At 61.6% G+C, this 16,052-nt stretch carries 14 protein-coding genes; 10 read left to right on the top strand and 4 right to left on the bottom strand.

What is annotated here, in order from left to right; genetic code table 11:
• Positions 1-10 precede the first annotated feature (10 nt).
• Both A0O30_RS22720 and A0O30_RS22725 read left to right on the top strand, forming a co-directional pair.
• Positions 11-910 (top strand): helix-turn-helix domain-containing protein, encoded by a 900-nt coding sequence (locus A0O30_RS22720; RefSeq protein ID WP_105948117.1) that lies wholly within the window; start codon positions 11-13, stop codon positions 908-910.
• Positions 911-969: 59 nt separating this feature from the next.
• Positions 970-2,880, top strand: a complete 1,911-nt coding sequence (locus A0O30_RS22725; protein ID WP_105948118.1) for an AAA family ATPase — start codon at positions 970-972, stop codon at positions 2,878-2,880.
• A gap of 136 nt (positions 2,881-3,016) precedes the next feature.
• Here the strand turns inward: A0O30_RS22725 and A0O30_RS22730 are convergent, their stop codons facing one another.
• Positions 3,017-4,402, bottom strand: a complete 1,386-nt coding sequence (locus A0O30_RS22730; RefSeq protein WP_105948119.1) for an aldehyde dehydrogenase family protein — start codon at positions 4,400-4,402, stop codon at positions 3,017-3,019.
• Positions 4,403-4,508: 106 nt separating this feature from the next.
• On the opposite strand from A0O30_RS22730, the gene A0O30_RS22735 reads away from it, so the two are divergent.
• The 4 genes from A0O30_RS22735 to A0O30_RS22750 all read left to right on the top strand — a co-directional run bounded on the left by A0O30_RS22735 (position 4,509) and on the right by A0O30_RS22750 (position 7,472).
• Positions 4,509-5,378, top strand: coding sequence for a LysR family transcriptional regulator (locus A0O30_RS22735; protein ID WP_060499365.1), 870 nt, complete (start codon positions 4,509-4,511; stop codon positions 5,376-5,378).
• Between the two features lie 133 nt (positions 5,379-5,511).
• Positions 5,512-5,955, top strand: coding sequence for a hypothetical protein (locus A0O30_RS22740; RefSeq protein WP_105948120.1), 444 nt, complete (start codon positions 5,512-5,514; stop codon positions 5,953-5,955).
• Positions 5,956-6,008: 53 nt separating this feature from the next.
• Positions 6,009-6,755, top strand: a complete 747-nt coding sequence (locus A0O30_RS22745; protein WP_105948121.1) for a phytanoyl-CoA dioxygenase family protein — start codon at positions 6,009-6,011, stop codon at positions 6,753-6,755.
• Between the two features lie 195 nt (positions 6,756-6,950).
• Entirely contained in the window at positions 6,951-7,472 is a 522-nt protein-coding gene (locus tag A0O30_RS22750) for an acyloxyacyl hydrolase (RefSeq protein ID WP_019096263.1), read from the top strand.
• Between the two features lie 33 nt (positions 7,473-7,505).
• Here A0O30_RS22750 and A0O30_RS22755 read toward each other — a convergent pair whose 3' ends face one another.
• Both A0O30_RS22755 and A0O30_RS22760 read right to left on the bottom strand, forming a co-directional pair.
• Positions 7,506-9,644, bottom strand: coding sequence for a TonB-dependent siderophore receptor (locus tag A0O30_RS22755; protein WP_105948122.1), 2,139 nt, complete (start codon positions 9,642-9,644; stop codon positions 7,506-7,508).
• 223 nt (positions 9,645-9,867) lie between these two features.
• Positions 9,868-10,758: a universal stress protein gene (locus A0O30_RS22760; protein WP_019096261.1), complete on the bottom strand. Its 891-nt coding sequence runs from the start codon at positions 10,756-10,758 to the stop codon at positions 9,868-9,870.
• A gap of 141 nt (positions 10,759-10,899) precedes the next feature.
• Here A0O30_RS22760 and hisN point away from each other — a divergent pair, with 141 nt between their 5' ends.
• Together hisN and A0O30_RS22770 are read left to right on the top strand one after the other, a co-directional pair.
• On the top strand, positions 10,900-11,691 hold the full coding sequence (gene hisN / locus A0O30_RS22765; RefSeq protein WP_105948123.1) for a histidinol-phosphatase: 792 nt from the start codon (positions 10,900-10,902) through the stop codon (positions 11,689-11,691).
• A gap of 102 nt (positions 11,692-11,793) precedes the next feature.
• Positions 11,794-12,525: a hypothetical protein gene (locus A0O30_RS22770; protein ID WP_060499426.1), complete on the top strand. Its 732-nt coding sequence runs from the start codon at positions 11,794-11,796 to the stop codon at positions 12,523-12,525.
• A 2-nt stretch (positions 12,526-12,527) separates the two neighbouring features.
• On the opposite strand, the gene A0O30_RS22775 is transcribed toward A0O30_RS22770, so the two are convergent.
• Positions 12,528-13,502 (bottom strand): LysR family transcriptional regulator, encoded by a 975-nt coding sequence (locus A0O30_RS22775; protein ID WP_105948124.1) that lies wholly within the window; start codon positions 13,500-13,502, stop codon positions 12,528-12,530.
• A 360-nt stretch (positions 13,503-13,862) separates the two neighbouring features.
• On the opposite strand from A0O30_RS22775, the gene A0O30_RS22780 reads away from it, so the two are divergent.
• On the top strand, positions 13,863-15,023 hold the full coding sequence (locus tag A0O30_RS22780) for a glycine betaine/L-proline ABC transporter ATP-binding protein (protein WP_105948125.1): 1,161 nt from the start codon (positions 13,863-13,865) through the stop codon (positions 15,021-15,023).
• Between the two features lie 43 nt (positions 15,024-15,066).
• A complete protein-coding gene (proW, locus tag A0O30_RS22785; RefSeq protein WP_105948126.1) occupies positions 15,067-16,020 on the top strand; it encodes a glycine betaine/L-proline ABC transporter permease ProW in 954 nt (317 codons plus the stop codon).
• The last annotated feature ends 32 nt before the right edge of the window (positions 16,021-16,052 follow it).

Consider the following 16,052-nt stretch of genomic DNA (forward strand, 5'->3'; position numbering starts at 1 on the left):
AGGACAATGCGTGACAACCGCCAATGCGTTGCAGGTCCAGGCTTTTCATACCACCGACGTTACCGAGCAAGTGCGCGCCACCCCTGGCTGGCAGCAACAGTATCGGCAGATGTCACCCGGGCATTTCAGTGGTGAGCTGCGTTGCCTGGGGCTCGATGGTGTGGAGGTGTACGAAGAGCGGCTGAATACCCGGGTGGAACAGTTTTTCCGCGCGCCGAGCGGTTCGTTGGCGTTCTGCTTCGACCGCAGCGAGAACAGCCTGTACCTGCTGAACGAGCAAAGCCGCAATATCTGGATCACGCCGGAGAACTACCAGGAAGTGGCGGTGGTGTTCGACCAGGCCTTTCTGGCCCGGCACGGGCTGGACCCACAGCGCCTCGAAGGTTTGTTCATGGTGCCGTTGGGCAGCGGGCAGAATGCCTTGTTCGGTAGCTGGCTGAGCGCCACGCTGACGCGCCTTGGCGAGGCGGATTGCCCGCTGCAAGGGCAGGCCCTCGCGGAGCAATTGCTGGAGGACTGCCTGTTCATACTCGACAATGCCTGCCAACGCTTGCAGGGTGTGGCGCTGGGGCGCCGTGACGAAGAGCGGGCGATCATGCGCCGGGTCAGCGAATGGGCAGCCGACTGCCCGGAAGAGACGCTGAACCTGGTGGAGTTGGCAGGGGTTGCCGGGGTTTCCCTGCGCCAGTTGCAGCAGGCGTTCAAGGCATTTACCGGCATGCCACCGGCGCAGTGGCTGCGGTTGCGCAGGCTGAACGGTGCGCGGCGCGACTTGTTGCGCGGTGGTGGCGTGACGGTCGCCGAAGTAGCGATGCGCTGGTCATTCTGGCATTTGGGAAGGTTTTCAGAGAGTTACAAACAGTTGTTCAAGGAGTTTCCCAGCGAGACGTTGAAGCGGGGCAGGGGTTAAACCCAGCATTCCCTACTGAAAGTTGCTATCGTGCCGCCCTGTTTCCACCCGAGGTACCGATGTTTTACCTGCCTTTGCCCAGCGACCAGGCCGACCGCCTCGCCAGCGAACTCAACACCGAATTTTTCACCACTGCCAGCGTGCTCGACGCCGCCGCAGTGCTGTTCGTGCAAAACCTCCCACGCCAGCCCGGCACCGCATCGGCCGACGCACAAGAGCGCCGTTTCGCCGAAATCGTGCGCATCGCCAACGAAGTCGAAAGCGCTGCGCCCGGGCGTTTCCAGGGCCAGGTGGCGCAGCACTTCGATCGCGAAGCCTTTGCCATGGGCCTTGGCATGCTGGGTGAAAACGGCATTGCCCTGTTGTCGGCCGAGGTGGAGTACACCGTAGACGAGCTGCTGGATGCCGAAGGCCAGTGGAGCTTCCAGTTCGCCGACACCTACCGCCAGCGGGCCACACCGCTGCACCCGGTGTACTTGCCGTCCCTGGCCAGTGACCTGATGCTCAGCGATCAGCAAAACCGCCTGCTGCGCGAGTTTCTCAGTGGCATAGACGAGTCGGTGGCCGTGCAGGGCTTCGCCGGCACCGGCAAGACCTTCCTGATTCACCAGTTCGCCCGGCTGCTGGAGCCACAGCGCACGTTGCTGCTGGCACTGACCGAGGGCCAGTTGCGCGCCCTGCAGGCGCGGGTGAAGGACGCTGCCGCCTACACCGCGATGACCTTCGGCCAGCTGGCAGACGAGCTGCTGAACCGCGACCTCACCAGCAATGGCTGGCGCTTGCGCGACCCGTACCGTACCAAGCTGTCGTGGCGCCCGCAGGACGCGCAGGTGGTGCGCTGGCTGGCCATTCCCGACATCGGCCCGGTTGCCGCACGCGATGTGGTTGCCTTGTGCGTGCGCGCCGTGCGCACGTTCTGCCACAGTGCCGACACCCAGCTGCAATTGCACCATTTGCCATGGGCCGGTCCGGGCACCTCGCCGCTGGACCAGGAGGTGCTGCTGGAAAAGGCGAGGTCGTACTGGCAGGAACTGATTCGCCCATCGGCACGAGAAATCCAGCTACCGGTGCGCGACTACCACCGGGTAAAGCTGCTGTCGCTGACCGACTATGTGATCGACAGCCGTTATACCCACGTCATCGTCGACGAAGCCCATGAGTTGTCCGCACCGATGCTTGCCGTGCTTGATCGCAGCCCGCAGTCGATCATTGCCCTGGGGGACGAGCTGCAGAACCTCAACGGCCTCAGCCCGCACCATGGCGGTTTCATTCGCCAGCGCTGCATCGACCATTCGCTGCGTGCCGGGCCGGCGATGGACAACGTGCTGAACCCGCTGATTCAGGCGCATCCGGCCGCGATTCAGGCCGCTTTCAGTGGCAGCGCCGAGCACTACACCCGGGTCAGTTTCTTCGATGCCGTGACGGTGCCGGAACAACCCACGGCGCTGATCGTCGATGACGAATGGGGCCTGTTTGGCTGGTTCCAGCGTCTGACACACCAGGGCGTGCCGTTCGTGCTGCTCAAAAGCGCGCGCAAGGACTTCGAATTGTTCGTCGAAGACTGCATCGAGTTGTACCGTTACGGCACGCGGCCCCGGCATCCGATGCTGTTCCGCTATGCCAGCTGGCAGGCGTTGGAGCAGGACAAGGGCGATGACAAGGCCTTCGTTGCCGTGGCCAACATGCTGCGCAAGGGCTACACGCCGGAGCACTTTGCCAAGGCCAAGAGCCGTTACCGTTGGGACAAGGCACCCAAGTTGTTCCTGGGGCGGGTAAGGGACGTGAAGAACATGGAATTCGCCCGGGTGATGGTGTCGCCGGAGCTGATGGTGGCGCCTCAGGTGGCGGGCAACCGCAATGAGCGGGCGCGGATGCTGGCGGGGTTGTACACCGCGTGTTCGCGGGCGCGGCATGAGTTGATCGTGCCGGGAGGGATGCTGGACTGGGTCAAGGACCAGGTTCGGGATTGAGGCCTTTGGGGCCGCTGCGCGGCCCATCGCCGGCAAGCCAGCTCCCACAGGGACTGTATACGACCTGAGCCTGATGCGGTCGAAGTGGGAGCTGGCTTGCCGGCGATGGGCTGCAAAGCAGCCCCCATTTACAAAATCAGTTGCGGTCCAGCCAGACAGTCTGGGCATTGGTGAACTCACGCACACCAAAGTGCGACAGCTCACGCCCGAAACCGCTCTTCTTCACGCCGCCAAACGCCACACGGGGGTCGGAAGCGCAGTAACCGTTGATGAACACGCCACCGGTATCCAGTGCTGCGGTCATGCGCTCGGCCAGCGCATAGTCGGCGGTGTAGATGGTTGCGGCCAGGCCGAACTCGCTATCGTTGGCCAGCTCCACCGCATGGTCGGCATCACGGGCAGTGATGATTGCGGCCACCGGCCCGAACAGCTCCTGCTTGAACGCCGTCATCTCCGGCGTGACGTTGGCGAACACGGTCGGCGCGTAGAAGTTGGCCACGCCCTCGACCTTGTTGCCGCCCAGCAGCAGGGTGGCGCCTTCGGCGAGGGTCGCTTGCACCTGGCCGTCCAGCTCATCGCGCAGGTCGTAACGGGCCATCGGGCCAATGTAGGTGTCGTCTTCCAGTGGGTTGCCCACTTTCAGTTCACGGGTGGCTTCAACGAACTTGCGGGTGAATTCGTCAACGATGCTTTCTTCGACGATCAGGCGCTTGGCTGCCGCGCAGACCTGGCCGGTGTTCTGGTAGCGGCCGATGACCGCAGCCTTGACGGCGGCATCCAGGTCGGCGTCGGCCAACACGATGAACGGGTCGGAGCCACCCAGCTCCAGCACGCACTTCTTCAGCGCGGCACCGGCCTGGGCACCGATCGCCATGCCGGCACGTACGCTGCCGGTCAGGGTCACGGCGGCAATGCGCGTGTCGTTGATGGCGCGGGTGACGCCATCCGGGGTCACGTTCAGCACTTCGAACACGCCCTCTGGCAGCCCGGCATCCTTGAACAGCTCGCCCAGCAGGTAGGCGCTGCCCATCACGTTCGGCGCATGCTTGAGTACGTACGTGTTACCCGCCAGGATCGCCGGCACGGCGCCGCGCAATACCTGCCAGACTGGGAAGTTCCAGGGCATCACGGCCAGGATCGGGCCAAGCGGGCGGTATTCGATACGGGCTTTTTCAACCTGGGTCGGCTCCGGCGCGAGCATGGCCGGGCCGTGCTCGGCGTACCAACGGCACAGGCCAACGCACTTGCTGACTTCGCCACGGGCCTGGGCGACTGGCTTGCCGATTTCGCGGCTGATCATCTGGGCGAAGGCTTCGGCCTTGGCTTCGAGGGTGCTGGCCAGGGCGAGCAGGTACTCGCTGCGCTGACCCAGCGACACTTGGCGCCACTGGCGGTAGCCAACCTTGGCACGTTGCAGCGCCGCTTCCAGTGCGGCGTCGGTGTCGAACGGGTAGGCGCCGATCTGCTCGCCGCTGTACGGGTCGAGGGAGATGGCGTGGGTCAGGCTGCTGATCGCGCTCATGGCGGACACTCTCGTTGTTGTTAATCAGTGACGCCAGACTAGTGGGCTATGGCTTTAATGAAAACTGAATAATAATGAGCGAAACATTCACGTTTGGAGAAAGGCTGTGGACCTGGTGCAACTGGAGATCTTCAAGGCCGTGGCAGAGCAGGGCAGCATCAGTGCCGCCGCGCAGCACATCCATCGGGTGCCGTCGAACCTGACCACGCGCATCAAGCAGCTGGAGGAAGACCTCGGCGTTGAACTGTTCATTCGCGAAAAGAGCCGCCTGCGCCTGTCGCCTGCGGGTTGGAATTTTCTCGAATACACCCGGCGCATTCTCGACCTGGTTCACGAGGCTCGGTTGACCGTGGCCGGTGAAGACCCGCAGGGCACCTTCGCCCTGGGCTCACTGGAAAGCACCGCGGCCGTGCGCATCCCCGCGCTGCTGGCGGCCTACAACCAGCGCTATCCCAAGGTCGACCTGGACCTGTCTACCGGCCCTTCGGGCACGATGCTGGAAGGCGTGTTGTCGGGTCGCCTGGTGGCGGCGTTCGTCGATGGCCCGGTGCTGCACCCGACACTGGAGGGCATGCCCGTGTTCGAGGAAGAGATGATGGTGATCGCGCCGCTCAACCATGCCCCGGTCACCCGTGCACAGGACGTGAACGGGGAGAGCATCTACGCCTTCCGCGCCAACTGCTCCTACCGCCATCACTTTGAAAACTGGTTCGTGCAGGACCAGGCGGTGCCAGGCAAGATCCACGAGATGGAGTCTTACCATGGCATGCTGGCCTGCGTCAGCGCTGGCGCAGGCCTGGCCATGATGCCACGCAGCATGCTCGACAACATGCCCGGATGCAGCACCGTCAGTGCGTGGCCGATGTCGGAGGATTTCCGCTACCTGAAAACCTGGCTGGTGTGGCGGCGGGGCACGGTATCGCGCAGCTTGAGCATGTTTGTGAAGCTGCTTGAAGAAGCACGCACAACATCCTGATATTCATATAAATTTACGTTAGTTTCATGCGTTAGTGCCGAATATCACGACGGTAACCAGACATCGGCACGAACACCGGTACGCCTGAAGGATCAGATACTAGGTAAGCCATCCTCTGAAGGAGGGTCGTACCATGCGTAACCATCACTATGCCCTCGGTGCGGCACTGCTGGTCGCCTTGGCCATGCCATGGACCTTGGCAGCCGCCGCCAACCTCAATGCCCCCATCGATATGCAGGCCGTTCAGTTACAACCACAGGAACAGAACGGCGTGCGCTTTCTCCAGGGAGGCATCGGCCAGGATGAGGCCAACGCCCTGCGCAAGACCCCGGGTTACGACTTGCACGTAGAGCTTTCTACAGGGCCGGAAGGCAAGTTCCAGAGCGGTGCCAACGTCGATATCCAGAGCGCCCAGGGGCAGCCCGTGCTCAGCGTCATGGACGCCGGGCCACTGCTGTATGTGCAGTTGCCGCCTGGCAAATACAAAGTCACCGGTAACGCTCAAGGGCAGACGGTGCAGCAAATGGTGACTGTTAACGGAAAGGCCCCTACGACGGTAAGCCTTAACTGGCGTTAATGGATAACGGGCGGGAGTACGCATGTACTCCTGCCGGGTCGGAGCACATCGCCATGAGCCTGAGCCTTCAACTGGAGATGTTGGACGAGCAGGGTTATGTATTGATCCCGGATGTGCTCGAACCCTTGCGTATCGCCCTGTTACGCTGCGCCATCGATGATCTGCAGCCGATCCACTGGGATTACCAAGGGCTGCTGGAACACTACAAATGCGTGTTCAACCGCAACCCGTTGTGGTTGCCTTTTCTCGACCTTCCACCACTCATCGCACTGGCTGAAGCGGCGTTGGGTACCGATTGCCATGTCATCGGGCAAACCGCCTGGCGCAGTCATCCGGGTTACCCGGGTATGCCTTTGCACCTCGACCACTTGCCCATGCAACTGCCCGGCTGGCTCAGAGAGCGTGGGGACTTCACCCAACCCGCGCAGATTCTGACTGCACAGTTGTACCTCAGCGAGATTGATCACAGCCTGGGGCCGACCTGGATCGTGCCTGGCAGCCACCACGCCGCGCGCTCGCCACAGGCGGGTGAGAACCATTGGCAGGGCTGCGAAGCCGTGCCGGTGCTGTGCAAGGCGGGCGATGCGCTGGTGTTTCGCAGTGACGTGTGGCACAGCGGCGGGGCCAACTGCAGCCAGGCCCGAGCGCGCGACATGCTGCAGGTGCACTACGGCCGGCGCATGGTCGCACAGAAGTTTTCGCCGTACTTGAGCTGGCGTTTCAACCCGCAGGTGCTGGAGCGCGCCACTCCCCGGCAACGGCGCCTGCTGGGCGAACACGAAGAGGCGGAGTACGACTGAAGCCCTGCGCACGGCAAGGCACATCTTAAAGAAGCGAATTAGCCAATAGTGGCAATTCACTTTCAACTTTCTGATTATCTGGACAATAATCAAAAAACTATTACTTCGTGTGACCGGCCTGGAAGTGCCGGGCACCGCATAAAATCGAGGGGCTCAAGCCCCCGCTTGCCGTGTAGACCATCAGGAGAGTCGTTGATGAAAACCCGTCTGGCAGCATCGCTGGCCGCTGCAGTGCTGGCCTTTGCAGGGGCCAATCTGGCCCAGGCCGCGCAGGTGTCCGGTGCCGTTGGCGCCACAGGCCAAGGTGACATGACCTACCGTATTGGCATGTCGTTCGACTGGGACAAGAAATGGCTGGAAAGCAGCACTGGTTATCTGAGCGGGTATTGGGACGCTGCGTACACCTACTGGGAGGGCGGGGACGCCAGTGGCGCACATTCGCTGTCGTTCAGCCCGGTGTTCACCTATGAGTTCAGCGGTTTCACCTACACGCCGTACATCGAGGCCGGCATTGGCCTGGCGGCGTTTTCCAAGACCGACGTGGGCGATCAGCGTCTGGGTTCTTCGGTCAACTTCGAAGACCGCATCGGTTTTGGCTTGAAGTTGCCGGGGGAGCAAAAGGTAGGGATCCGTGCGATGCATTACTCCAATGCGGGCATCAAGCAGCCTAACGACGGGATCGAGTCGTACTCGCTGTTCTACAGCAAGGGTTTCTAGCGGTTTGGGGCCGCCAAGCGGCCCCCACTCCCGTCAGAAGGTATACGAAACCCCAGCCTGCACTGTCCGAGGCGCCCCCGGATACACATAGCTGTTGAACGCCCCCTCGTCATAGCCTTTGTTGAACACGTTCTTCACATCCAGGTTCAGACGGACGTGTTCGTTGACCTGGTAGAAGCTCAGCAAGTCGACCACGGTGTATTGCTCCATGGTGTAGGTCGTCGCGGCGGTCTGGCCTTGACGATCATCCAAATACTTTACGCCAACGCCCAGGCCCAGCCCCTTGGCCAAGCCATCCTGGAATTCATACGTGTTGAGCAGGCTGAAGCTGTTGCGCGGGATGTTTGCCAGGCGCGTGCCGGTCGGCAGGCTGGTGTCCTTGGTAACTTGGGCATCCACGTACGAATAGCCACCAATTACCCGCCACTCAGGCGTGATGTTGCCGGCAACGTTGATGTCCAGGCCACGGCTGCGCACTTCGCCGGCTGCGATCTTGTAGGTGCCGGTTGGGTCACTGGGATCGTTGGCCAGTACGTTTTCCTTGACGATGTGGTAGATCGCCGCGTCAACGCTCAATTGGCGATCAAGTGCCTCCCATTTCACACCCAGCTCGTAGGACTTGCCTTTCTCCGGGGCGAATCCCCCACCGCTGGCCGGGGTTCCGGTATTGGGCTTGAACGACCGGGCCGTGTTGGCATAGACCGCGACGGTATCGGTCAGGTCATACAGCAGGCCGAACCGCGGGGTTACACCGTTCTCGCCTTTATCGAAGTCACCCGCACTGTTGAGCTTGTTGACGTAGTCATGTTCAAAGCGTTCAAAGCGCACACCTGCCAAGGCTTTAAGGCGCTCGGTCAGGGCAACCTGGTCCTGAACGAAGAATGCCCAGGTTTTGAGGTTTTCCTTGTCATGGGTGGTGGGTGTACTCAATAGTGCTGGGCGCGACTGGTCATATACCGGATCGAAAAGGTCGATTGGATAGGACGCTGGAGTGGTAGCCGAACGCTGGATGATCGAGTTGTAGTCGTAGTCTTCGTACTCGACACCTGTAAGCAGCGTATGGCTGAAACCACCGGTGTCAAAATGCCCGGTCAGGTTGAGCTGGTAGTCGCGGTCGCGCCATTCCAGCTTGCGGTAGTTGAAGTTACGCCCCAAGGTCCGGCCATCGGCCTGCAAGCGGTTGGCTTCGATGGCGTTGCCCTTGAGGGTACCGTCCAGCCACTGCATGCCGCCGCCCAGGGTCCAGTCATCATTGAGCGCATGCTCGAAACGCAACTGCGCCATGTTGTTATCGTTGTGCAGCATGTTGTCGCTGCCTTTGCCCCAGATGTTGGTATCGCGCGAGGCGCTGCCAGCCTGGTTGGTGTAACGCGTCAGCCCGCGGTCAAGCGGGTGGTTGTTACGCATGAAGTCGCCTTCAAAGACGATTTTGGTCGCATCGTTCACCTGCCAGCTCAGCACCGGCGCGACGTTGTAGCGTTCGCTTTCGACGTTGTCGCGGAAGCTGTCGCCACCTTCGCCCAACACATTCAGGCGATAGGCCAGGCTACCGTCCTGGTTCAAGGCACCGGTGGCGTCGAGGGTGGCGCGGTGCATGCCCTGATCGTCGAACTGGCTGCCCAGGGTTACCTGCTGTTCAGTCTGCGGCTGCTTGGTAACCACATTGAAGGTGCCGCCGGGGTCGCCACGGCCGTACAGGCTGCTGGCCGGGCCGCGGATCACTTCCAGACGCTCGACGCTGTTGGCATCAGGCGCATTCGGGTAACCGCGGTTCATCGGGAAGCCGTTGCGGTAGTACTCGCCAGTGGTGAAACCGCGGACAGTGACCGTGGTCAGGCCTTGCCCGCCAAAGTTGTTGGCGCGGCCCACACCACCGGCATAGTCCAGGGCGTCTTGCAGGCGGGTGCTGGCCGTATCGGTCAACACAGCCTTGGGCACCACGCTGACCGACTGCGGCGTTTCGTGCAGCGCCGTGTCGGTGCGGGTGGCGCTGGCCGAGCGGGTGGCCTTGTAGCCAACGACCGGGCCATCGGCGCGTTCGCTGTCGGCGTTGCTGGTGATGTTCAAAGCCTGGAGTTCAATCTGGGCAGGGTCGCTGAGCGGTTCGGGCTCGGCAAAGGCCAGCGGGGAGACAGCATGAAGCACACAAAGCGAAACGAACGTGCGACGCATCGACGGTACGATCCTGGAGTAAGGCGCTGAGGGAGAGGGTGGAGAAGCGTCGCGAAATTACTACGAATCATTATCAAATGCATTCTTTTTGTGTGGCACTGGTGTACCAAATACCAACCGATGAAATACACGCCGGTCTCTACGCGGGTAAACCGCTCCCACCGCTGATATTCCTGAGGGAGCGGGTTTGCCCACAAAGCGGCCGGTTCAGGTATACCAGAACTCAGTGAACGGCCTTGATCGCCAGCACATTACACAACGGATGCTCCAATACATGGGCCGTGGTCCCACCCAGGAACGTCTGCATCGCGTCATGCCGGTGGCTGCCCATGACAATCACATCGGCCCGGCTGTGGCCGACAAACTGGGCAATCGCCCTGATCGCTGCCCCTTCCAGGAAGTGCCTGCGCTCCAGCGGAATCTGATGATGGTCACCCAGGCGGTTGAACGCAGCCCGCTGCGCGGTACGCACGCTGCTGTCGAAGCCAGGCATGGTTACCGTACCTGCACCGAAATCGGCGATATGGGTCTTGGCTGCATCGCACACATGCAGCAGATGGAGCTCGCCGTTGCATTGCAGCGCCAGGGCATGGGCAGTCTGTATGACCTGTTCATCCAGGTGTTCGCCTGCACCGTGGCTGTTCAGGTCCACCGCTGCAGCAATCTGCCGGGGCAAGGGCAGGCGGATGTCGCTCACCAGGTGTACAGCGACCGGACTGTCCTTGAGCAGTTGCCAGTCCAGGGGCGTGACCAGCAGGCGTTTGAGAATCGGTTCGTGCTGCACGTCCTTGACCAGCAGGTCGCAACCCAGCCGCTCGACCCGCTCCAGCACACTGCCCAGCGGGTCGCGGGTCAACAACAGTTCGGTCGACACGTCCAGGCCGGCATCGCCCAACTGTTCGGCCTCATCCGCCAGCCATTGGCGGTTGTCACTGAGCAGCCGCTCACGTTCGCGACCATCGCTCATCAAGCCAAAGGTGTCGACATCATCGACGAACACGTTGATATCCAGCAGTGCACCGCTGGACTCCGCCAGCGCCGCTGCGCGTTGCAGCGCGGGTGTATGGCGCATTTGCGGGCCAAGCATGACGAACAAACGCTTGAACTGGCTCATCTCACACCTCCACGTGTGGCAGCCCCCCGGTGATCTGGTCTTGTTCAGTCTAGTTCGCCTCAGGCTGCATGAGCGGCAGGCTGGCGATGCTCGTTGTGTCGGGTATGATGCTGCCCCTAATCATTGTCCTGAGGCCGTCCCATGTCCCTGAGTGCTGAACAGATCGGTGAATTCCGCACCTTCGCCGAGCAGCTGGCCGATGCCGCCGCGGTGGCGATCAAGCCATATTTCCGTGCCAGCCTGGCTGTCGAGGACAAGGGCGGGCGCCTGTACGACCCTGTCACCGTGGCCGACAAGGCGGCCGAGGACGCCATGCGCGAGCTGATCCAGGCCCGCTACCCCGACCACGGTATTCTGGGTGAGGAAGCGGGTGTCGCCGTCGGCAGCAGCCCGCTGACCTGGGTGCTCGACCCGATTGATGGCACCCGTGCCTTCATCACCGGCCTGCCGCTGTGGGGGACGTTGATCGCCCTGAATGACGGCGAACGGCCGGTTGTGGGGGTGATGAACCAGCCGTTCACCGGCGAACGCTTTGTCGGCACCCCTGAAGGCGCCTGGCGCAGCGGCACGTCGCTGCAAACCCGTGCCTGCGCCGACCTGGCCTCGGCCACGCTGATGTGCACCACCCCCGACATGTTCGATTCCGCCGAGCGCAAGGCTGCGTTCGAGGCCGTTGCCGGTCAGGCGCGGTTGATGCGTTATGGCGGTGATTGCTATGCCTACTGCATGCTGGCTTCGGGGTTTGTCGATGTGATCGTGGAGGCCAGCCTGCAGCCGTATGACGTGCAGGCACTGATGCCGATCATTGAAGGGGCGGGTGGTGTGATCACTGCGTGGGACGGCAGCTCGGCGCAGAATGGTGGTTGCGTGGTGGCATGTGGTGACCCGGCGTTGCATGCGCAGGTGGTGGAGATGTTGCGCCACGCCATGTAGTTGAAAATCCCCAACCACTGCACTTTTTCCGTTTTCGGAGCTCTATGCTTGGCCAGGCTGCCTTGACCCCCAAGGCAGCCGCCGAATATCGACCCGGTGCCGATGGTTGCAAGCTACCCAAGTTTCTTCTCCCGCCTGCTGCTGGCAGGCGCCCTCACATGCCTGTGCGCCTGCACCCAGGAGCAAGGCCGTGACATCGTTAATCAGTTCGGCAACGGCAAACCCAGCGAGCTGTTCCAGACCAGCGTCGACCGCATGGCCACGCTGTCCATGCGTGACAACCTGCAAAGCCTGTACCTGCTGATGAACAAGCTGTACCAGCGCAATCCCAACCAGTGGAAAATGTCTGGCTACATCGACGCCGCCACCGCCGAGCGGCAGATCCGCATGGCCATCGAGCAACGCCAGCCATTGCCGCAACTGGGCAACCGCCGTGACCTGGCGGCATTGAGCTACGCCCTGAGCCCGGAGTTTCGCGGTGATCGCGTTGGCGCCTTCATTTACGCCATCGGCAGCATGCTGATTACCGCGCATGGTGGGCGTACCGAGTTTTACATGACCGATACCATCGACCCGCTATTCGTTAACAACGCGGCGCGCAATATCGAGAAGGCAACCTGGATGCTCAGCCAGCGCCAGGACGCGAATGGGGTATTGCTGCTGTTCTCCAATGAAATTTCGGAAGAGGGCAGCAACCTCAGTTTTGCCGTGGAGTTCGGTAAAATCGTGGCCCGACTGGACTTGCTGGCGGAACTCCTGGACGAGCGTTACCGGCGGATTGGCCTGAACTACGCGCAAAGCTTGTTGTTAATGAATTTTCTGCCGGTGCAATGAGTTCAGCGCAATGACTCCAGCAACGGCTGAAACTCGTCCAGCAACCAGTCCCGCAACCGCCGGCAACTGGAGTCATGTTCCTTGTCTTCATTGAACGCCAGGAAGTGAAAGGTATCTTTCAACACCAGTTCTTGCTCCACAGGCCGCACCAGCAGCCCTTGCACCACCAGCGGTGCAATCAAGTGATGCCAGCCCAACGCCACTCCTTGGCTGCCCAGTGCCAGCTGTACCAACAGGTTGTAGTCATTGGCATTGAAAAAGTGCGGCGCGGTGTTGGCGCGGCTTTTCAGGTCGATGTCATGAAAGGCCAGCCACACGTTCCAGTCCACATGCTCGGCAACCTGCGAGCGGCCATAGGGGCTGAGGTTCAGCAAGGTGCCATCGCGCAGCCCTTGCAAGGTGCGTATTTCGGGGTGCTGCGCCAGGTAGTGGGGTGTGCACACCGGGTAGATCACGTCATGGTTGAGCGGGTGCGAGCTGTAGCCCGCCTGCACCTTGCCGATTTTGGTGATGTAGATATCCGGGCGTACCCCAGGCTCCATCGACAGGAAGTTCTGTGTGGTGACCAGGTTGATGTCGATGTCCGGGTTTTCGTCGAAGAACTTTGGCATGCGCGGCCCCAGCCACAGCGCGGCAAACGCCGGCGAGCAACACAGGGTGACGACGTGTTTGGTGTTGGTGTTGCTGCGGATGCGCTCGGCCGCCTGGGAGATGTTGACGAACGACAACTGCACCGCGTCGAAGAAGATCGAGCCCGCCACGGTCAGCTCCACCGCGCGGCCAACACGGGCGAACAGCTCTGCCCCCAGGTAGGTTTCCAGCTCACGAATCTGCCGGCTGACCGCAGCCTGCGTCACGCAAAGCGCCTCGGCGGCGCGGGTGAAGTTCTGGTATTTGGCGGCGGCGACGAAGACTTTGACCGCGCGCAGCGAGGGCATCTTGATCAGCGTCTGATCGGGTTCGGAGTGTCTGACCATGGGGTGGGGCGAGGTCCTTCGTCTTAGCCAGGTAGATCACTCTAGCCTGTTCAAGGCGCGCAGGTAAATGCGCAGGGCTCTGGCGCCGGGCTCAGGGCCCGATTGATAACTTCAGGTAATGGTTAGCGCCATACAAATGTCGTTGGACCCGCTCTGGTGCAGGGCCTAACGTTAAACCCACGGCGCGACATTCGAGACATCGAGGTCGAACAATTTTTTGAAGCAGGATTTTCTGCGTGCCGGTTTTGACTCACGTTCGAATTTGAACGGACTGCCAAGCGTACTCGCACTGATCTCTACCCGCCTTATTGAAAGTGCGATGTTGAAAGATTGGTTAATAAGCATAATAAAGAGGGTCGTATGAGCCATGCCGATGAGATTCTTTCGGTAAACAATATCTTCAAGGTGTTCGGTCCCAACCCGGACATGGCCATGGAGATGCTCCGCAAGGGCGCCGACAAGAACGAAATCTTCAGCAAGACCGGCCACGTCGTCGGCGTGTTCGATGCAAGCTTTTCCGTCAAGCGTGGCGAGATCTTCGTCATCATGGGCCTTTCCGGTTCGGGCAAATCGACCATGGTGCGGCTGTTCAACCGCCTGATCGAGCCGACCTCCGGCAGCATTCACCTCAACGGCAAGGAAATCACCGGGCTCTCCGACAAAGCCCTGCTGGACGTGCGCCGCAAGGAAATGGGCATGGTGTTCCAGTCCTTTGCGCTGATGCCGCACATGAGCGTGCTGGAAAACACCGCGTTCGGCCTGGAAATCGCCGGCGTGGCAGAAGCCGAGCGCCACAGCCGCGCCCGTGAAGCCTTGAGCCAGGTTGGGCTGGCCGGCCATGAGCACAGCTACCCGCACCAGTTGTCTGGCGGCATGCAGCAGCGCGTGGGGCTGGCCCGGGCACTGGCCAACGACCCGGCAATCTTGCTGATGGACGAGGCGTTCTCAGCCCTCGACCCGCTGATCCGCAGCGAAATGCAAGGCGAGCTGATTCGCCTGCAGGCCGAGCAGCAGCGCACCATCATCTTCATTTCCCACGACATCGAGGAAGCCATCCGGATTGGCCATCGCATCGCGATCATGGAAGGCGGCCGGGTGGTGCAGATCGGCACTCCGCAAGAGCTGATCAACCAGCCAGCCAACGATTACGTGCGCACCTTCTTCAAAAGCTTCGACAGCTCAAGGGTGCTCAAGGCCGGCGATGTGGCCAGGTTTGACCCTGCCGTGGTGTGCAAGGTCAACGGCAAGGCCCCGAGCTTCCAGGCCGGCGTGCCGTTCGGCTACCTGGTCGATGACCGCGGGCAGTTGCTGGGCGTGGTCGACACCGACGCCAACGGCGCATCCGCCAGTGACCGCTACAGCCTGCACGAGCAGTGCCCGGTGTACACCGACACGCCGCTGCACGAGGTGCTGGGTATTGCAGCCAACCTGCCGTACCCGGTCCCGGTGCTCGACCGCCAAGGTGCCTTCAAGGGCACGCTGTCGAAGAACGAGCTGCTGCAGACCCTGAGCCGCCACTAAAACAAAAAGCGCCCGTAGCGTTTACTAAAAGAGGTAAGCCCTCATGTCCGAATTCAGCCTTCTCGACCCGTTCCAGGCGGCCACCATCCCCTTGGGTGACTGGGTCACCGCTACCCTGAATTTCCTGGTGCACAACTTCCGAGAGGTGTTCCGCGCCATTCGCTGGCCCATCGACCAGGTGCTCAATGGCATCGAATTCACCCTGCAGAGCATCCCTCCCACCATCGGCATCATCCTCTCGTCGTTGCTGGGTTGGCAATTGGCGGGCAAGCGCATGGCCTTGCTGTGTTTCGTCACCCTGACCCTGCTGGGCCTGATCGGTGTGTGGGCCGAGTCGATGACCACCCTGGCGCTGGTACTGACCTCGGTGTTCTTCTGCGCGCTCATCGGCATCCCGTTGGGCATCCTGTGTGCCCGCAGTGACCGCATGGAGCGGGTCATCCGCCCGCTGCTCGATGCCATGCAGACCCTGCCGGCCTTCGTTTACCTGGTGCCGGTGGTGATGCTGTTCGGCATCGGCAACGTGCCAGGGGTGCTGGTGACCATCGTGTTCGCGTTGCCACCACTGGTGCGCTTGACCAACCTCGGTATCCGCCAGGTGCCGGAAGACAAGATCGAGGCCGCCCGCGCTTTTGGCTGCACCCCACGGCAGATGCTGACCCGCGTGCAGCTGCCGCTGGCCACCTCGACCATCATGGCCGGCCTCAACCAGACCCTGATGCTGTCACTGTCGATGGTGGTGATCGCCTCGATGATTTCGGTCGGCGGCCTGGGCCAGATGGTACTGCGCGGCATCGGCCGCCTGGACATGGGCCTGGCCACGGTCGGCGGCGTAGGCCTGGTATTGCTGGCGATTTTCCTCGACCGCCTGACCCAGGCCATGGGCGCCCGCACCAGCGCCGACCCAAGCCTGCGCTGGTACCACACAGGCCCCGTAGGCGTGGTGATGCGCCTGTGTGGCGCTGGGCAACCGCAAGGGCGGCGCAAGACCGCCTGAGCACAGCAAGACTTTTGAGACGTTCGATCTGC

The sequence above is a fragment of the Pseudomonas sp. LLC-1 genome, assembly GCF_002992185.1.
GTDB classification, from domain to species: Bacteria; Pseudomonadota; Gammaproteobacteria; order Pseudomonadales; family Pseudomonadaceae; genus Aquipseudomonas; species Aquipseudomonas monteilii.